This is a genomic window from Plebeiibacterium marinum (assembly GCF_026013615.1).
GTDB lineage: Bacteria > Bacteroidota > Bacteroidia > Bacteroidales > Marinilabiliaceae > Saccharicrinis > Saccharicrinis marinus_A.
The window spans coordinates 1-17955 of record NZ_JAPDPI010000020.1 but is presented as its reverse complement, the minus strand read 5'-3'; the positions used below and the strand labels follow the sequence as shown (position 1 = coordinate 17955).

Below are 17955 nucleotides of genomic sequence, written 5' to 3'. Positions count from 1 at the left end.
ATAAAAATGAATTATAATCAAACAAATAAGGCTTTAATTATAATTGATCACAGAGAGCAAAGGTCTGGGATTAATAAGGTGTTGGAAGATATGGGATGCAAAGTGGAAATAGACACACTAAAATCTGGAGATTTTATAATTAATAACAACATAATTATAGAACGCAAAACAAAGGATGATTTTGTTAGTACCCTAATTCAAAACCGTCTTTTTGTTCAGTGTGCTAATCTTAAAAAAAGTTGTTATAACCCAATGATATTAATAGAAGGAAACCCATATAATACCACACATCAAATTTCAAGAGAAGCTATACGTGGCGCTTTAGTTTCGGTATCCATGTCATGGGGTATTCCAATAAATTATTCTTCAAGTGTTGAGGATTCTGCCAAATTATTATTGCTGTTGGCTGAGCAGAACATAAAAAGCAAAGACGAATACAGCAGAAAGGGATATAGACCTAAATCATTAATTAGAAAGCAATTGTATTTTTTACAGGGTTTACCAACAATAGGCCCAAAATCAGCAAAGGAATTGTTAAACCATTTTGGTTGTTTGGAAAAAGTAATTACAGCATCAACATCTGAATTAGAAACAATTGAAGGAATAGGAAAGGAAAAGGCCAAAAGAATTAAAGATTTTGTCACAGCATCAAAATAAATTTATATTTTTGCATTCCTTATCACAAGGGGCTGACTTGGATTCGACAGCAGGTGAAAGTGGTATGTAAGCATGCAGAGCTCAGGAATTCCGGCTCTTTAATCTCGGGTTTCAACTTTTTAATTGGCGAAAATAACTACGCTCTTGCAGCTTAATCGAAGTATAGTAGATAGGCTTTATTCTGGTATTAGATACTGGAACAAGACATCTCCCAGATGCTAACGTCCTGAAGCGGTCTGATAGTGAGGTGCAAGTAAATCGGGAATCGACTTTAATTTTCTTCGGGTTAAAGTTTAAATTTTAGAAGATAAGGTAAAGGTCGGTGGCTTTGATCCAGCTTTTGCACGAAAATTAAGTCAAAGCTAAGCATGTAGAAAGCATATGGCTTCCTTGACTGGACGAGGGTTCGAAACCCTCCAGCTCCACACAAAAAAAAGCGCTGATTTTCAGCGCTTTTTTTGAATAATTGGGGCTTTTTTAAGCTTTTATACGATGTTAATATTAGTATTCTTACTCTTAATTGCCAATAATACAAATATTTAACTCTGTGAAAAGTCACGATAATATTATCATGATTTTTATATTGGGTAATTTTGCATTGACTATGTTGAGATGTATTTTATATCTTCACCCATCCCCATCTTTTCCAAAGTTTTAAACTTTGGAAAAGATTCTGGATTCTTCAGCCCCAAGTGTACTCAAAGTGCAACTACAAAAAAAGGCCGACTAATGTCGACCTCATAAATCTAGCGGAGAGAGGGGCTCTTGAACCTATAATTTACTGCAATATAATAAGTATCTCTGTACGGCTTTGTATAAGGGGCTTGAGTGAATGGTGTATCTTTTAAAGTTTATCGAAATTTACTTTGATATAACAAAAAATGCGTGTAAAATTGCGTGTAACATTTTTTACACTCAGATATGAAGTATAAATTATCACTGGAAAAGCGCAAAAAGAACGGTGTGTTGATTGAGGATAATGTTCCGATAAGGATAACGGTTAATCACAATGGTCAACGAATAACACTATCTACAGGATACAGAACTGACGTTAAAGCTTGGGATGAATCAGGTCAAATGGTGAAGCAAGGTTTTTACAATAAGCAAAAAGAGCCATTTAATATTATCAACTCAACTTTGTCAAAGCAAAAAAGCTTCCTTGATAATCAAGCAATAAGACATCAGCTTGATAATACTGATATTGATTTAGATAATCTTAAAAACGAATTTGCAAAAGAGTTTTCTCGTAAAAAACATGTAATTCATAAGGAGGAAGATAAAAAGCTTTCGTTCTATGAATTGTATGATTTATTTGTACAGGAAAGGGGTAAGCAGAATGACTGGTTACCGCCTACGTACACAAAGTTTAAGTCCTTAAAAAAGCATTTATCAGAATTTGATAAGAAACTTCATCTTGACAAACTTGATGAAGAAAAGCTGAGTGACTTAGTGGATTATTTGCGTACTAAAGCAAACATGAAAAACACAACCATAAAAAAACAACTTGGTTTTTTGAAGTGGTTTTTAAAATGGGCAGTAGAAAAAAAGCATACAACCAATACCGATTACCAAAGTTTTAAGCCAAAACTAAAAACGGCTGAAAACCAAGTTATATATTTGAGTTCGGCAGAATTGGATAAAGTGCGCAATTGTAACATAGCTGATTCAAAACAATATCTTGATAGGGTAAGAGATGTGTTTTTGTTTTGCTGCTACACCTCTTTGCGCTATTCAGATGTTTATAAGCTTAAAAGACATGATGTTAAAAGAGGTAAGCTAGAGATTGTTACACAAAAAACCACCGACAAACTTAGTATAAAGCTAAATAATAAGGCATTGGCATTGGTTGATAAATATAAAGGCGTTCATTTTAAAGAAAACAAAGCTCTGCCAGTTATTACCAATCAACGCATGAATGATTATTTAAAAGAGCTTTGTGAGTTGGCTAAAATTGATGAACCAATTACGGTAATTGATTTTGTAGGTAATAAACGAATGGAACATACCTACCCTAAATACAGTTTAATTGGCACACATACAGGAAGGCGCACTTTTATTTGTAATGCTTTAATAAATGGCATGCCACCTCATGCGGTAATGAAAATTACAGGGCATTCGGACTACAAGGCAATGCAACCTTATGTAGATGTAGTTAGTAAAGAGGTGGATAATATGATGGATAAGTTTATAGATTTTTAAAACTTTTCCCTTAGTATCAATAAAATAGAATTTGAGATAAATGAGCTTAATAAACAAGCATAATGAGGACAATTCGATATTAAATGATGGAATAGAAGATATTCAGATAGATGTTGATGAAATGCAATCTATTATGGATGCAGAAGCCGAGGCTTTAAACATTGACCTAGATTTTCTAGATGATATTTCACTTGATTAGAGTTCCATTATTGCGCATAATTACAAACAACGCTTCATCGATATTAGTAAATGAAAGAATTATTAAAGGAATTAAAGGCAAATACGGATTTAATAACTGATACGGTTTATAAATTATCAAATCAATTGCAATTTGGAGATAAAACAATTGAGTGGACTGAGGCTACTACTGAAAGTATTGAAGCATTACAGAATACAAATATTTACATTTTGCTCCAAGCAATCAAACTAGATTCAGGTAACTTCGATAAGCAAGTTATTGTTGAATTAGAACCAACTTATGATGGTATTCTAATAAAATGGGCACATGCTTTATTAACCGAAGGTGCAGAAAATGTAATTGATTTTTACGAATATGATTTAATAATAAACCTGACTAAGATAATTGAAAAACAGATTAATGATATTAATAAGTTCTGCGAAGTGTTTCTGAAAAAAGAACCCAATGAGCAACTATCAGGTTTTGAACTTTTAACCTTGTATAAGGGGAGTGTAAGGTATGAACAAGCTGTAAATCATATCAAGGAATTAAAAATATATGGTTCGAGTTCGCTTAAAGAGAAAGAATCATTAGAGCAAATATTGGTAGAGGTTCACCCTAATATCTATGTAAAAAGCATTATTGAAGAGGGAGCGCAACTTGTTGAAGAAGATTTTGCAGAAGATGAATGGGAAATAATACAGCAGAACCTTCATTTAATTGAAACGAACGAGCATAAAATCAAGTTTATCGGAAAATATAAAGAAATGGATGCATTAAGCGATGCAACTATTGACAAAATATTTGAATTTCTAGTCAAAGAGAAGGTGTTAGTTGGGGTGGATAGAAGTATTATTGTAAATGTATTAAAGCACAAAAAGTTACCAGTAAGCCAAAAGGAACGTATTTTGTGGGATGCATCACACGAAAAAGCTCGAATTTTCGCTAAATTAACGAAGTGGGACAATGCCATTTTTAATAAATGCTTTTATATATACAATAAGCAAGGTCAGATAGAAAACCTTCAAGCAAAGCATAAAGTAAAAACAAATACGTACCCAAAGTTTCAGGAAAAATTGGAGAAGGTTCTTACTTCGGAAGATGAAGATATTCTGTAAACTAAACACCTAAATAACGATAAATGGAAAAATCTATAAAAAATACGATTCTCAACTATTTTAAAACACTCGAAAAAACCAAAGGTTCCGTTTTTGATTGCGGTGCAGAGTTCGGATATATTTTTAGTGCTTGCTCAAAACCTTTGAGTTATCGAAGTGTAAAAAAAGGATTGCATAGAGGTGCAGGTAGTGAAGATTTTCAAGAGTATGAGCGGGATAATAAAGCCATTCGGTCACGTTCTACCTTTGTTTTTTCTCGTTTTAGCAAAATCTTGTTTGAAATTGCAAAGAATGTAACTAGTGGTGAACTTGGTGATGAAGAACAAGTATCGGAAAATATAGGGTTTAACCTTGCAACAAAAGGAGGCTTTCACCTACACTCAGATATGGAAGATATCCTCAATGGAATACAACATGGGAATGCTCATAATCGCCTGTTTAAAAGATATGAGAATCTTCACTTTTCAGATATGGTGCTTGCACGAAAGAAAGATGTAAAAGCATTGCTTGAAACGACCCAAGAAGCCCCTGTTGAAATAAGAATGATGGCTGATTTTGGTGATGCTGTTTTTTGGCATGGCGGAGCGTGTGCAGGTGGATGTTATCAATACAATGATTACTATTTTAGTGAGGACTTAATCAGGCAACTTAATAGGTGGTATCGTTTGTTTTATATAGCCGATGATACTAAAGGCATGATTAACTGGGATAAATTCCATGAGTTTGGTATTGAAATAGCGCATGTTTTTAAGTCAGAGTTTGAAACATGGGCAGGAAAACCTATTGTCTTGCACTACGAAAAGTGTTGTGAAGACCCTAATCATGAAACAAACGAAAACTTCGAAATTAAGTCAATTATCACAAATTAATGAGCCGTTCATTTCAAAAAAGCAAAATATTTGGCATTACCATTGCTAAATCGGAAAAAGAGGATAAGCGTATTGCTAATAAGAAACTGCGCAGATTGGTCAGGCAAAAAATAAAGGGAAAAGACTTTGATTTAGTCACAATTAGGGATGTTTCTAATAGGTGGTCTTTTGATAAAGAAGGCAAACAATATTGGGCACTTGCAAGCAAAAAAGATATGAGAAAGTAGATTGTAGATAAGCTCTCGTATAGTTAACTTGCCATTCTACCACTTACAGCTAATTCAAAGAAGTGCTGAAATATAATATCCGTTTTTTTAGTGAAAATATCCCTGTCGTATGATTCAGGTAATGTTTCATTTAAAATCTTCTGTATTTCATGCTTAACCTTCTCTTGCGATGCTTTTTCCTTGTGCCACTCAGGTAAAAATATTCGATTCTTAGAATCCATTACTTTTTCCAGTAAAGTATGCGCTGCTAGCTTCACTTCTTTTTCTTCTTTTTGGCTTAGTTTATCTTTTTTCAACAAATCGAACAGTTCCTGCTCTTCTTCCGACATTCCGCTTTTTGTAGCTCTGTTTTCTTCTTCGCTTAAACCTTCGGCTTGCTTAATCAATTCTTCGTAAGCTTTTTCAATAGAAATACTGCCTGAATTATAATTATCAATTACATCCTGGAATCGAGCCAAAAATGAACCGCGAGTTTTATTTTGCGCAACCATCTGTTTTAGTTTTATATCCATAAACTCTCTCAGGTCGGCAAACTCAATATTTTTGTGTTCTTTCTCTGGAAATTCTTCCCGTAGTTTCTCAAAATTCAGTTTACTCAAATCTACCTGTTTGGCTTCTTCTATTATAAAATCGCCTTGTGGGTCGTTTAGTAAATCACCTTGACCAAGAATACTTGAATCCAATAAGTCATCAACTTGCTGTTTTGCTCTTTCAATGGCTTCGTCTTGGTCAATATGCCTGTCAACAACCTTTTTAAGATATTTCAGTACATCACGTTCTTTCTTTATGTGCGGATAATCGTATATCTCAGGTTTTGCAGAATCGTATAACGAAACAATGGTATTTACATATAAGCCCAATTGCTTTTTGTAAGCATCATTTGCTAAAATAAGGTTAGCAAACTCGTCAAACAATTCTATTTCCTTAAATCCTTTTTCGCCAAGGTTTAAGATTTTTTCAAGGTCTGCGCCTAAATCCGAACAATAAGCTTTTGCTTCTGCTATGGCTTGCTGAATCAGTTCCAATAATTCCTCAAATTCCTTTACTGGGAATTCTTCATCATCTTCGCCTTTGTTCTTTTTGCCTTTGGTTCCTTCAGCATAAGCTGCCAATGCTTTCTTTAAGTTTCGGAAAACACCGAAGTAATCAATGACTAAACCGTTCTTTTTTCCTTCAATTACACGATTCGCACGTGCAATGGTCTGCATGAGTGTGTGGTTTCGTAATGGCTTATCTAAATAAAGTGTTGAAACGGAAGGCGCATCAAAACCGGTTAACCACATGGCAGTTACAAATACCATTCGGTACGGATTGTTTGGGTCTTTAAAGTAATCCTCAATATCACGTCCATCTTCATCAGGATAATCCATGAGTTTACGATGTGGCGTAATGTCCAGTCCTTCTTTGGTAAATTTTTCTCGTTCTTCTTTTTCTGTGCCTTCCTGACTGATTACAGCAGCCATTTTGGTTTCTTCAATAAAATCAATGGCACGTTTATGTTTTGATTTTAGCGTGGCATCTTTTTCACGCAGATGCTTTCTTCTTAAATCCTTTAATTCTTCTTTTAAATGATACTGTACTTTTTCGTACATGCGAACAGCCGTAAACTTGTCGATGCAAATAACCATTGCTTTCATCGGCTTTCTGTTGCCTTCATCGTCCAACACATCTAAACGATATGGGAAATGCTTTACAATGTGTTTGGCAATTTCTTCTAAGCGGTCGTCACGCCTTACAACCTGCAATAAGGTTGAGTATTCTTTATCGAGTTTCTTGATTTGTTCTTCGCTCAAATTCTCGTTTTCAAGAATTTCGGCAGCATCTTTTACTAAATCGGGATTGACTTGCTCAACTTTAGGTACGCTCTTTTTGTAATAAAGTGGTACGGTTGCTCCATCCTCAATACTTTGTGCAAAGTTGTATTCCGAAACATAAGAGCCAAACCATTCTTTGGTAAGTTCGCTGCGCAACAAAGGTGTACCTGTAAATGCAATGTACTGTGCATTTGGCATGGCAATACGCATATTTTCGGCCAATCCTTTGTACTGTGTACGGTGTGCTTCGTCAACAATTATTATCCAGTCGTTTCTATCGGTAAGTTTCGGGTACGTTTTCCCTTTTTCAATACCAAACTTGTGGATTAACGAAAAAACATAGGTTCTGTTTGATTGCAAATAGTCCTTTAGCTTTTCACGCTTGCTGGGTCTGTAATAATTCTCTTTTTGGTCTTTGGTTTCAACAATTGTTTCGGTGTCCTTGAAATTTTTATAAATCTGGTCGTCAAGGTCGGTGCGGTCGGTAATGATTAGGAATGACCAGTTTCCTGTAATTTTATGCTGAATTTTGCGTGAATAGAAAATCATGGAGTACGATTTTCCAGAACCTTGTGTGTGCCAGAATACGCCCAATTTACCTTGTTTACCTTCACGATTCTTAAACGATTCAATGGCATTATTAACGCCCAAATACTGGTGATTCTTTGCAATAATCTTCACCTTATTTTTATGGTAAAGCACAAAGTTTTCGAAATAATCGAGCATTTTGCTTTTCTCGCACAAGCCTTCGCAGAATATTTGTAGACTAAGGCGTTTTCTTGTGGTTTCGCTTAGCTTTTCAATTTCGTCTTTATCCATTTGGTCGTGCGAAACAGCTGTATCTTCTTGCTTTAACCACGTAAAGAAGTGTTCCCAAGGTGCATTAAAACTTCCAACTCGGGTTTGTATGCCGTTTGAAATACCCACAAACAAGTTGTACCAAAACAATTGCGGAATATCTCTTTTGTAATCAGTCAGGTTTTTATCGTAACCAACTTTTACTTTTTCGGTGGCATTTTTAAGCTCAACCATTACCAAAGGCAAACCATTTACGTAAAGTAGTAAATCGGGGCGACGGGTAATGTTTTGTGTTTGCAGATATTCAATACTCAATTGCGATACAACCAAAAATTCGTTGTTCTTGGCATTTTCAAAGTCAATGACTTTTACGTAATCCTTTTCTTCTCGGCCATCATCGTTATTGTAATCAACAGGAACACCCTTTTTTATCAACTCGTAAACTTGCTTGTTGGCCATTACAGGTGTTAAGCTTGCTCGGCTTTTGCATAATTCCGAAACGGCATAATCAATACTTTCTTGGGGAAGATGAGTATTTAAATCTTGAAGCTTTGTTCGCAGCCTGTCTTTTAGTACAACATCTTTTAGGCTATCTCTGCCAATTAACTGTTTTTCCCATGCGTTGATATGCTCATAACCCAGTTTTAATTCAAAAAACTGAATATCTGCTTCTTCTATATGCGATTCGTTGATAAAGGCCATAGGCTTTAATTGTAAGGGGCTGTAGGTTCCGCAGCCATGTTTAATTCATCTTGGTTTTCTGGGTATTCAATATTAATATCCTCCACACTTAGCTTTCCACTTATTAGTCTTGGTAATAATAAATCACGGGTTTGTTGGAGAATTGTGTTTTTATTTAACAGGTTTTGTTTTAATTCAAAGCTATTGTCAACTATGCTGAAATATTTATTAATCAAATCATCTTTAGGTATTAGAATTTTAAACTTCTTCACATCAGATAAATTTAACATAGTCATATTTGTACCTCCAACCTTCATTAAATCCAGTAACCCTTGCCCTAATTTACTTTGAAGAAACATATAAACAAAAAACGCTTTTGATTTTTGTTTGCATCTTAAAATTGTCATATGTTGGTCTATTGGATATGTGGCATCCAAATCAGTATAAAAATGTACACGACCTAGTGTGCCTTCTCCTAAAGAATTCAACAATATATCACCTTGTTTAGCATACTTTTCATTTGGAATTTTTGATGAAGGGTCTAATGATTTTAAATATTGTTTTTCCAACAACTTGCCTTTGTTTACCTTTTGGTTTATCGCAAATAAGGAGGAATCTTCTTGGTAAACAGGAGTTACGCCCCTTGAAACATATTCAAATATTTCATCAACCGTTTTTATTTCCCACCCCTCAGGCACACCATCCACAACTTTTACATTTTCGTAATCGGGAAAACGCAAACGCACAAACCACTCTTTGTAAATTTCTTCGGCCATTTCTTCCAATAGCTTTATGCGCTGGTTGTTGTTTTCTATCAGGTCGTCGTAGGCTGAAAGAATGGAGGCTATTTTCTGTTGGGTTGGTAGAGGGGGATTTGGAACCTCAATGTTATTTAAGATGCTTTGATTTAAATTGTTGATATTGGCGCCGTTACCAAATTGAGAAAGTAAACTGCGGAAAAGTGGACTCTTGAAAACATATAAATAGAAGAAAGGACTTAGTTTTTTCTCTGGTAAAAACCGTAATCTTATACAAAAGGCAGAATAAGTCACTAACTCATTATCAGGTATATTCTTAATGTAAATTGAACGACCAATTAAATTCTTATTACCGTTTGAACGTACAAAAACAACATCACCTTCTTTTAAAAAACATTCTTCTGGCCACCGAGCATTTGCATCTAATTCCCCCAGAGAATCATATTCAGGATACATTCTATCTTTAAAATCAGATACACTGATTAATTTAATTCCCTTCCCAAATGAGGAGTCATCATAATTTACACCATTTCGGAATTCAGCAATTTGACCTAACCTTATATTCTTCCAACTATTCATTGAGAATTCCTTTTAGGTTAATTTGAATTGATGTCGATAGTTCAATTTCTTTATTATTTAAAGCCTCCAGTAAGTTGAACTTATCTTTTAATGAAGCTTTAAATTCTTCCTCTGTAATATTATCATCCTCAATCTCAACTCCAACATATCTACCTGCATTCAAAGAATAATCCTGTTCATCAACATATTCGTTTTTTGGTGCAGCTTTACACAAACCAACTACATCGGTATATTCTGCATCTGGGAAACGTGTTTGTAGCCATTCTATATTTCCGTGCCAATAAGCAGCTAAGTTTACAGCTTTGGTATAGGCTTCCAGTGCTTCTTCAATGCGTTTGTTGCCACGCGTTAATTCATGCTCTGTCCAAACTTTTGCTGTTTTAAGCTTGGCGTTTTTATCGGCAATATTCCAAAGTTCAATAAGTGTATCGGCATCGTGCTTTAGGGTTTCTAAATTGTATTTGTTTTGGTCAACACTCCATTTTAAATGAAAGGCTGCTTCATGCTGTGCATCGTTTTGTAAAGGTGTGGTATCAATTGGGTGCAATAAATTGCTTAATACAATATCGTTTTGCTTGGCTTTAGTTCTTTTGTACTTTTCAAGCTTGGTAAAGAAATCGGCATCCTTTAAAGCTTTTTCTTTTGCAGGGGTGCGTTTTTCTTTTTCGGTAGCTTTTATGTATTGTTTTAAACTGTTGTGCAACCTTGCTATTAATTGCTCTAAATCTTTCTGAGCCCCTTCTATTTGCACTGACGTATTATTGGTATTAATTATCAGGTTGTTTATATGCTGCAAATAACGGTCTGTTTCACCACGATACAAACGTACAATTACTGCCAGTTTTTGTATTTGTTCTTCGTTCCATTCGCGGTGCGCACGGTCAATTTGCGTAAATACATTACGGGCATCAAGAAAAAGGATTTTGTCTTTTCTGTCGGTATTTGGTTTGTTTTTATCTAAAAACCAAAGTGTAGCAGGCAGCGTAACGGTAAAAAACATATTACTTGGCATACTCACCATGCAGTCCACGATATTGCTATCAACCAGTTTCTTTCGAATTTCATATTCGCTGTTTCGGGCATCACTTGCCGAATTGGGCATTACAAAACCAGCTCGCCCTGTTTTATTTAGCGAAGTTGCAAAAAGCGAAATCCACAGATAATTAGCATCGGTAATTTTATCGTCTTTTTTGCCTTTGTTCTTAGGTAATCCGTAGTAATAAAAACGTTCATCGTCTTTTACGGTGGCTTCTTTCACGCTTTTTACATTAAACGGAGGATTAGCCATTACAAAATCGAATTTCCCTAAACTTTTATGCGGGTCGCTTTCGTAAGAGTTTACTTCTTTTATCTCGCCACGTATGTTGTTTACCAAAAGGTTCATTTTGGCAAGTCGTACCGTTTCGCCCATGTACTCTTGTCCGCAAACATAAATATCTTCGAGCTTGTGGTTCTCGTGCTTTACAAAATCGGCCGATTGTACAAACATCCCGCCCGAACCACAGGCAGGGTCATAAATCTTACCGCTAAAAGGTTCAATTACTTCAACTATAAAGCGTACCACCGAAGTCGGGGTAAAGAACTCTCCACCTTTTTGTCCTTCGCTTAAGGCAAATTTACCAAGAAAGTATTCGTATATTTTTCCGAACACATCGCTATCGGCATCTTTCGGAATATCGGAAAAGGTTTTAAGAAGGTTGGATAATATGTCGTCTTTCTTTTTCTCTATTTCGAAGTAAACATCTTTTGGTAGAATGCCCTTAAACTGTTCGTCTTGGTATTCTTCAATGCCTTCCATTGCTTCTTTTAAAGCTTTGGCATGACTTTTATCTCCTGATAAATCTAATAAGTAATCATATCGGGCATTGTTAGGTAAATAGAATCCGCATGTAGACAAAGCCACTTCCTGAATGGTGCGTTCCATTCTTGTACCTTTGTCTTTTTCATAGCTTGCAATTATCTCTTTCTCAAAATGGCTGTATTTGTTTTCAGCAAATCGAAGAAAAATCAATCCCAACACCGGCACCGCATAATCGGCAGCTTTAATACCACCATAGGCTCTCATGGCATTTGCCGAATCCCATAAATCGTTCTCTAATTTCTTTAATTGTTCGTTTGTCATTATCTATTTAAAACCATTTTGTAAATCAAAACCCCAAAATTACATTTTTGCATATAATATCAGCATTCAGTGAAGAATAATTTGCAATTTATACAATGTTCTTTAACTACTATTAAGCGGAATATACAATGTGTATTATTTGCAAGTAGTAAGAACTTGTTCGTGAATTCTGAATTTATTAAAGAAAAATAGCCCCATACTTTAAATTTTACAAAGCTCACGTATTCAGAGATATATCAATTTTATAATTTAACGTTACCCCCCACTTTTGCCGTTTTGCCCCTCATTTTGCCTTTTGGGTATGGGGCTAAACAATTGCCGTTTTACTTAAACTTCGTTGTACTTCTCAGCATATTCGCAATATCAAATTTGATTTAACACAGACTAGCTAGTCGCTTATTTATTCATTTAAAACGAAAAAAATGATGTCAATAAACGACAACACACCAGTAGGAGCTTTAACAGTAGGGCAATTAAAAGAAATATTGGCAGTAGAAAAGGTAGAGCCAATTACACAAGTGCAAAACTTTACGGATAACAAATACATCTACGGATTAAAAGGTATTCGTGATGAGTTTGCCGTAAGTCATGCCACAGCACAAAAATATAAGGATGGCATATTAAAAGAAGCTGTGCAGCAAGTAGGTAGGAAAATAATTGTGGATAGAGAAAAGGCACATCAGCTTTTTGCTAATTCAGGGAGGGCGTTGTAATGAAAAATAAAGATTACAAAGGGCTTTGGATTCCACTTTATGTAATGGAAGATGCAAGTTTAAGCCCCAGTGAAAAGATGCTGTTATCTATACTCATTAATCTTTCAGAAAACCATACAAAGAGCTGTAATGCTTCAAATTCATATTTGGCTTCAAAGATGTGTTTTTCTTCACGAAGGATTCAGCAAATTTTATCAACGCTCAAAAGTAAGGGGTATATAAGTGCACGAAATGTATTTCATGAGGGTACGAAAGATATTTCGCACAGGGTAGTGAAGGTTACTTCGTACCCCTCACGAAAGGGGCTTCATATAGATAATAAAGAAGATAGAAAAGTATATATAAAAAAGAATGAGGAGCTAAATAGAGTGTTTTATAATTTTATAAAATATCGTCAAGAATTAAAAAAGCCTTTAGCGGAAAAATCACTAGAGGCGATGGCTCAAAAGCTAGTTGATATGTCAAATAATACCGTAGAAAGGGCAAAAAAGATAGTTAATCAGTCAATAGAAAAGGGATGGTTAAGTCTTTATGATTTAAAGGATGAAAACATCGCTAAAGGAGGGCTTGCAGATGGCGTAATTTTAAAGCAAGGAGAATTTAATGATTACAGAAATATAGGATTTTAACAATGAACAAAAAAGATATAGAAAAAAGCATAGCAGCATTATGCAATCAAAATAAGATACAAATAAGTGAATTGCCACGGTTTACCTTTGGAACAAAAGAAGAGTGTACTCATTTAATTACTGAAATTATGCAGAAAGTTGATAAGACAATTACAAATTTTAGTTTTTTGCCTGAATATAATGAAGTTGCCGAATACCTATCTGATACTAAGGGGAAAGGCTTGTTTTTAGTAGGTTCTGTAGGAAGAGGGAAGAGTATAATAGCTAAAAAAGTAATACCTGTATTATTTCATCTAAAGCAAAATAAAATAGTATCGGTATACGATGCTTTGAAACTGGGAAAGCAAATGGATGAAGCGGAACGAAAGAAGTTTATTGTTATTGATGATGTTGGAACAGAGAGTATCTATAATAATTACGGAAGCAAATCAGAATCCTTTGCAGATTTAATTACAATGGCAGAGCATAACTCTTCAATAGTTTTTATTACAACCAACCTGACATCACAGCAATTTTTAGATAGGTATGGTGAACGAATATTGAATAGAATAGATAAGTTATGCCGTATAGTTAAGTTTGAAGGAAAAAGTTTTAGACGTTAGTATAAAGGGTTATGAGTACATTAAAGATATGCCACAACTGTGGAAAGGAGTTTACTCCTAAAAGGTCAGATGCCATTTGTTGCAGTAGCAAATGCAGGTCTGCACTTAATTATCAAAAAAAACAACGGTTAAAGCAGAGTACCGCACCAATCAACACTGTAAATGAAAATGATTCTAGTTTAGATAATTTAAAAGTAAATGGCTCGCTTGATGTTGGTTATTTAATTGATAAGATTACTCGACTGGAGAGTAAGATAAATACTATTCATCAGCGCATTAATGATAATATCGAAAGAAAGAATGGCTTAATGGCAAATTCTAACTTGCTATTAAAAAAGATAAGTAGTGTCAAGGTTACAGAGTTGTATAAGGTAGAAAACCTATTAAGTATGTCAGATGTAGATTTGTACAATACATTTTTAAACAAATCCTACTTGGAGGAGTTAAGAAAGGGTAACGAATTTGCGCATAATCGGTTAAAAACTGCTGCGGATATTGATTCAAAATATAATCCAACCCATAAAATGCTTGTTTCTAAATTTAGGCTTAGACAAAAACAAAAACTTACCGAAATTTCAAACAAAGTTGAGCAGTTGGAACATGGAATTGCGCAGAATACGCAATCTATTGATGATATTCATGCAAGTAACGATGAACTAAAGCTACAATTGCGCTTCTATGAAAATAGAATAATAAAGATTGAGAGTTTGTTATCCGTTTAGCAATAAACGGATAATTTCCGCGCTTAATCTACACTTATTTTGCGCCGAAAATGCGTTTTTGCAGGGAATAAATACCTCTTTTGATACTTTCAGTGTATGGTTTTGCTTGTTTGGCAACGGAAAAATACCTACAAAATGTTCCAAAACATAGGGTTTATGCGCAAACAATACCCTTTTTGATGCTTTCTGCATAGTTTTTGAGCGAAACACTTACTTTTTGAAGCTTAATACCCCTCCAATCTTTTATACGGTTATTTTCCGAAGACATAAACTCAGCAATATCATCGCTTACATGAATGTTGTGAAAGGAAATCTGAAAACCGAAAGTTTCAAAATAAGCGCAATTATTTTCATCCTGATTTATATAAAAAGAATCTACAAAGGGTGTATCGCTATTTTGGATTAGAAAATCAATAAATTTCGACAAGCCAAACTTAATGCGTGCATAACCGATTACCTTTTTATAATCCTTAATTTTTATTGCACTAATGAGATGGTTGTGTGATGCAATGACGACAAATGCATCCTCCTTGGATGTAATTTTTGTTTTTATTCCTTTTTAGCCTGTTCAATATCTTGCGCAGAAATAGGTTCTTTATCTAATGAAGTTTCTGCTCTGTGGATTAAGAATTCATGAGATATTATAATAGCTGATTTATTTCTATTTAATTAGCAGTAGTTGATATTCTAAATATTATTGTATTTTTGCATCATATCCTGCACATTGTTAACGTGGGAGGCAATGGAAGCCTCTGCTAGATGTTGCAGGATTTTTTTATTGTAGTATATTAAAATCCTGCCTTCAAGTTTATAGAATTAGAATTTGTCTTAAAGTTAGTCCGAGATTATTCCAGATACATCTTGCAATATGGCTAAAAACAGAAATGCATCACTTTTTTAAGTGATGCGTGTAAGATTACGTGTAAATTTCATAATTGCTTGACCATCAAGCTAAACTGCGGAGAGAGGGGGATTCGAACCCCCGGATGCTTGCACATCACACGCTTTCCAGGCGTGCACAATCGGCCACTCTGTCACCTCTCCTTATTTTTGATGCAAGATACAAAAAATCCTAACCAAACCTAGTCAGGATTTTTGCACGGGTTGAGAGGCTCGAACTCCCGACTCCTGGTTTTGGAGACCAGTGCTCTACCAACTGAGCTAAACCCGTATTTGCATCTTTTTTAATGCGCATGCAAAAATAGAATTTAATTTTACATTAACACAAACAAAGAGTAAAAAAAAATGTTGTAAATACTAAAAGTACTGGCTTTCAATGCGCTTTTTTTTATCTTTGCGGCAAAAGGATTGGTGTCGTTATAGGTAATCATCCGAATATAATAATTATAACAAATTAGCACACAACACAAACATAGTTTAATATGGCAATGTATAATAAAATAGCTCTCGTAATTATAATCTGTTTTTCAATTTTTAGCTGTAATCCTTTAAAAAAAATTGAATCAACAAAATCGGTAGCTGATGAAGCTTTTGGCAAAAAAGAGTATTCACAGGCCTACACTTTGTATAACAATTTAATTAATAGTTATCAAAAGAATAATATTACTATACCTGCCAAAACATATTTAAATGCTGCAGAAAGTGCCGTTCAGATGAACAACACTTCCCATTCTGTTGAGTTATTTGAATCTGCCTTAAAGCAAGAAATATCGATAAGGGGAATAAAAGGACTGGTAAATTCCTATATAAAAGAATCTAAATATGAAAAGATAGAGGAAGTTCTTAAGCAATACGAAAGCTTCCTGGTAGAGAACAATGAATCAGGGTATGTTAAAAACCTGAGATTTGAGAATGAAGTATCAAAAGGAAATCAGGAAGGAATCCTTTCTACCTATACTAATTTGGAGGCTCCTGCTGAGGAACAATCCATGATATATATAAGTACTTTAGAGGGATTGGGGAGAAAGAAAGAGGCTGTTGAATTTTGTTCTGAGATGATTAAGAAGAATCCGGATTATTTAAAGGCCAGAGAATACAAAGCTATTTATTATTACAATTTTGCAGAAGAATGGTATAAAAATGAAATGGCCAAATACAATAAGGATAAGAATTATACGGCCTATGTGTATTTAAAAAGGGAGCTTAAGAAAATTTCGGCTAATTACCGCGTAGCAAAAGTAGAGTTTGAAGCACTTCATAAAGCAAAACCCACAGATAAAAAATATATTAAATATTTAAAAAACACCTATATAAGACTGGAGATGAAGAATGAAGCCGCAGATATGGATAAACTATTAAAATAGTAACAGGTTTCAAAAATCACTAATGGGTTTTATAAAAAAAACAAGTTTAATATCATAAATACCGAAAAATGAGTAAAGCAATTGTTCAAAACGATTTTCAGTTCCCTAAGCAAAAAGGGCATTATGTTGGTAAGGTAAGGGATGTTTATAACATCGACGACCAGTATCTGGTTATGGTTGTGTCCGATAGAATATCTGCATTTGATGTGGTTTTACCTGAAGGAGTTCCATATAAAGGTCAGGTTTTGAATCAGATTGCCGAGAAGTTTTTGGATGCAACATCAGATATTGTCCCCAACTGGAAAATAGCTACTCCGGATCCTATGGTAACAGTTGGTCATATGTGTGAACCCTTTAAAGTAGAGATGGTAATACGTGGATACTTAACAGGACATGCGTGGAGAGAATACAAATCAGGAAAAAGAACCTTGTGTGGCATTCCGCTTCCAGAGGGTATGGTTGAAAACCAAAAGTTTGAAAAACCAATAATTACTCCTACAACCAAGGCCGATGTTGGCCATGATGAAGATATTTCCAGAGAAGAAATCCTTGCCCAGGGCTTGGTTTCAAAGGAAGATTATGAAATGTTGGAAAAATACACTCACGAATTATTCCAGCGGGGAACGGAAATGGCTGCTGAAAAAGGATTGATTTTAGTTGACACCAAGTATGAGTTTGGGAAAAAAGATGGTAAAATCTATTTGATAGACGAGATCCATACCCCTGATTCTTCACGTTATTTTTATACAGAAGGGTATCAGGAACGTTTGGAGAAAGGAGAGGCGCAAAAGCAGCTTTCTAAAGAATTTGTGCGTCAGTGGTTAATTGAAAATGGATTCCAGGGTAAGGAAGGACAGCAAGTGCCTGAAATGACAGAAGAATATGTTAATTCTGTTTCAGATAGGTATATAGAACTTTTTGAGCAAATTACAGGTGATAAATTCCAAAAAGCAGAAGGAGATAATATTGCTGCAAGAATTGAGGAAAATGTAAATGATTATTTAACTAGTCTGTAAAAAAAAAAA

16 protein-coding genes, 2 tRNA genes and 1 other RNA gene are annotated in these 17955 nt (G+C 34.7%); 13 read left to right on the top strand and 6 right to left on the bottom strand.

Annotated features, from left to right (window positions below):
- Positions 1–6: 6 nt before the first annotated feature.
- The 7 genes from OM074_RS10900 (at position 7) to OM074_RS10870 (ending at position 5248) form a co-directional block, all read left to right on the top strand.
- Positions 7–657: an ERCC4 domain-containing protein gene (locus tag OM074_RS10900; RefSeq protein WP_301199505.1), complete on the top strand. Its 651-nt coding sequence runs from the start codon at positions 7–9 to the stop codon at positions 655–657.
- A 28-nt stretch (positions 658–685) separates the two neighbouring features.
- Positions 686–1085: a transfer-messenger RNA gene (ssrA, locus tag OM074_RS10895) on the top strand.
- A gap of 493 nt (positions 1086–1578) precedes the next feature.
- A complete protein-coding gene (locus OM074_RS10890) occupies positions 1579–2856 on the top strand; it encodes a site-specific integrase (RefSeq protein ID WP_301199504.1) in 1278 nt (425 codons plus the stop codon).
- Between the two features lie 40 nt (positions 2857–2896).
- Positions 2897–3055, top strand: a complete 159-nt coding sequence (locus OM074_RS10885) for a hypothetical protein (protein ID WP_301199503.1) — start codon at positions 2897–2899, stop codon at positions 3053–3055.
- A 50-nt stretch (positions 3056–3105) separates the two neighbouring features.
- Positions 3106–4152, top strand: a complete 1047-nt coding sequence (locus tag OM074_RS10880; protein WP_301199502.1) for a hypothetical protein — start codon at positions 3106–3108, stop codon at positions 4150–4152.
- Positions 4153–4175: 23 nt separating this feature from the next.
- Positions 4176–5021: a hypothetical protein gene (locus tag OM074_RS10875; protein WP_301199501.1), complete on the top strand. Its 846-nt coding sequence runs from the start codon at positions 4176–4178 to the stop codon at positions 5019–5021.
- The gene (locus tag OM074_RS10870) at positions 5021–5248 is read left to right on the top strand and encodes a hypothetical protein (protein WP_301199500.1); all 228 of its coding nucleotides are present in this window, start codon (positions 5021–5023) and stop codon (positions 5246–5248) included. The genes OM074_RS10875 and OM074_RS10870 overlap by 1 nt, the downstream gene beginning before the upstream one ends.
- A gap of 23 nt (positions 5249–5271) precedes the next feature.
- Here the strand turns inward: OM074_RS10870 and OM074_RS10865 are convergent, their stop codons facing one another.
- Genes OM074_RS10865 through OM074_RS10855 form a run of 3 tightly spaced genes read right to left on the bottom strand, consistent with a single transcriptional unit; the run spans position 5272 to position 12000 of the window.
- Positions 5272–8562 carry a type I restriction endonuclease subunit R gene (locus OM074_RS10865; protein ID WP_301199499.1) on the bottom strand — a complete coding sequence of 1097 codons (3291 nt, stop codon included), beginning with the start codon at positions 8560–8562 and terminating at the stop codon, positions 5272–5274.
- 5 nt (positions 8563–8567) lie between these two features.
- On the bottom strand, positions 8568–9878 hold the full coding sequence (locus OM074_RS10860) for a restriction endonuclease subunit S (protein WP_301199498.1): 1311 nt from the start codon (positions 9876–9878) through the stop codon (positions 8568–8570).
- A complete protein-coding gene (locus OM074_RS10855; protein WP_301199497.1) occupies positions 9871–12000 on the bottom strand; it encodes a type I restriction-modification system subunit M in 2130 nt (709 codons plus the stop codon). The genes OM074_RS10860 and OM074_RS10855 overlap by 8 nt, the downstream gene beginning before the upstream one ends.
- 422 nt (positions 12001–12422) lie before the next feature.
- Here OM074_RS10855 and OM074_RS10850 point away from each other — a divergent pair, with 422 nt between their 5' ends.
- From OM074_RS10850 to OM074_RS10835, 4 genes are read left to right on the top strand one after another with little or no spacing between them, the layout of a single operon-like run.
- On the top strand, positions 12423–12713 hold the full coding sequence (locus OM074_RS10850) for a DUF3853 family protein (protein WP_301199496.1): 291 nt from the start codon (positions 12423–12425) through the stop codon (positions 12711–12713).
- A complete protein-coding gene (locus OM074_RS10845; protein ID WP_301199495.1) occupies positions 12713–13342 on the top strand; it encodes a helix-turn-helix domain-containing protein in 630 nt (209 codons plus the stop codon). Before OM074_RS10850 ends, OM074_RS10845 begins: the two co-directional genes overlap by 1 nt.
- 2 nt (positions 13343–13344) lie before the next feature.
- Positions 13345–13944: an nSTAND3 domain-containing NTPase gene (locus OM074_RS10840; protein ID WP_301199494.1), complete on the top strand. Its 600-nt coding sequence runs from the start codon at positions 13345–13347 to the stop codon at positions 13942–13944.
- Between the two features lie 11 nt (positions 13945–13955).
- Positions 13956–14666, top strand: a complete 711-nt coding sequence (locus OM074_RS10835; protein ID WP_301199493.1) for a hypothetical protein — start codon at positions 13956–13958, stop codon at positions 14664–14666.
- A gap of 154 nt (positions 14667–14820) precedes the next feature.
- Here the strand turns inward: OM074_RS10835 and OM074_RS10830 are convergent, their stop codons facing one another.
- The 3 genes from OM074_RS10830 to OM074_RS10820 form a co-directional block, all read right to left on the bottom strand.
- Positions 14821–15093 (bottom strand): hypothetical protein, encoded by a 273-nt coding sequence (locus tag OM074_RS10830; protein WP_301199492.1) that lies wholly within the window; start codon positions 15091–15093, stop codon positions 14821–14823.
- Positions 15094–15625: 532 nt separating this feature from the next.
- Positions 15626–15710, bottom strand: a tRNA-Ser gene (locus OM074_RS10825).
- 54 nt (positions 15711–15764) lie between these two features.
- Positions 15765–15837 (bottom strand) — tRNA-Trp (locus OM074_RS10820).
- A 211-nt stretch (positions 15838–16048) separates the two neighbouring features.
- Here OM074_RS10820 and OM074_RS10815 point away from each other — a divergent pair.
- Entirely contained in the window at positions 16049–16930 is an 882-nt protein-coding gene (locus OM074_RS10815; protein ID WP_301199491.1) for a tetratricopeptide repeat protein, read from the top strand.
- A gap of 68 nt (positions 16931–16998) precedes the next feature.
- The gene (locus OM074_RS10810; protein WP_301199490.1) at positions 16999–17946 is read left to right on the top strand and encodes a phosphoribosylaminoimidazolesuccinocarboxamide synthase; all 948 of its coding nucleotides are present in this window, start codon (positions 16999–17001) and stop codon (positions 17944–17946) included.
- Positions 17947–17955 lie beyond the last annotated feature (9 nt).

Bases quoted from the DNA above. Each gene is read 5' to 3' on its own strand.
- OM074_RS10900 (WP_301199505.1), top strand. From the start codon at position 7: ATGAATTATAATCAAACAAATAAGGCTTTAATTATAATTGATCACAGA.
- OM074_RS10890 (WP_301199504.1), top strand. From the start codon at position 1,579: ATGAAGTATAAATTATCACTGGAAAAGCGCAAAAAGAACGGTGTGTTG.
- OM074_RS10885 (WP_301199503.1), top strand. From the start codon at position 2,897: ATGAGCTTAATAAACAAGCATAATGAGGACAATTCGATATTAAATGAT.
- OM074_RS10880 (WP_301199502.1), top strand. From the start codon at position 3,106: ATGAAAGAATTATTAAAGGAATTAAAGGCAAATACGGATTTAATAACT.
- OM074_RS10875 (WP_301199501.1), top strand. From the start codon at position 4,176: ATGGAAAAATCTATAAAAAATACGATTCTCAACTATTTTAAAACACTC.
- OM074_RS10870 (WP_301199500.1), top strand. From the start codon at position 5,021: ATGAGCCGTTCATTTCAAAAAAGCAAAATATTTGGCATTACCATTGCT.
- OM074_RS10865 (WP_301199499.1), bottom strand. From the start codon at position 8,562: ATGGCCTTTATCAACGAATCGCATATAGAAGAAGCAGATATTCAGTTT.
- OM074_RS10860 (WP_301199498.1), bottom strand. From the start codon at position 9,878: ATGAATAGTTGGAAGAATATAAGGTTAGGTCAAATTGCTGAATTCCGA.
- OM074_RS10855 (WP_301199497.1), bottom strand. From the start codon at position 12,000: ATGACAAACGAACAATTAAAGAAATTAGAGAACGATTTATGGGATTCG.
- OM074_RS10850 (WP_301199496.1), top strand. From the start codon at position 12,423: ATGATGTCAATAAACGACAACACACCAGTAGGAGCTTTAACAGTAGGG.
- OM074_RS10845 (WP_301199495.1), top strand. From the start codon at position 12,713: ATGAAAAATAAAGATTACAAAGGGCTTTGGATTCCACTTTATGTAATG.
- OM074_RS10840 (WP_301199494.1), top strand. From the start codon at position 13,345: ATGAACAAAAAAGATATAGAAAAAAGCATAGCAGCATTATGCAATCAA.
- OM074_RS10835 (WP_301199493.1), top strand. From the start codon at position 13,956: ATGAGTACATTAAAGATATGCCACAACTGTGGAAAGGAGTTTACTCCT.
- OM074_RS10815 (WP_301199491.1), top strand. From the start codon at position 16,049: ATGGCAATGTATAATAAAATAGCTCTCGTAATTATAATCTGTTTTTCA.
- OM074_RS10810 (WP_301199490.1), top strand. From the start codon at position 16,999: ATGAGTAAAGCAATTGTTCAAAACGATTTTCAGTTCCCTAAGCAAAAA.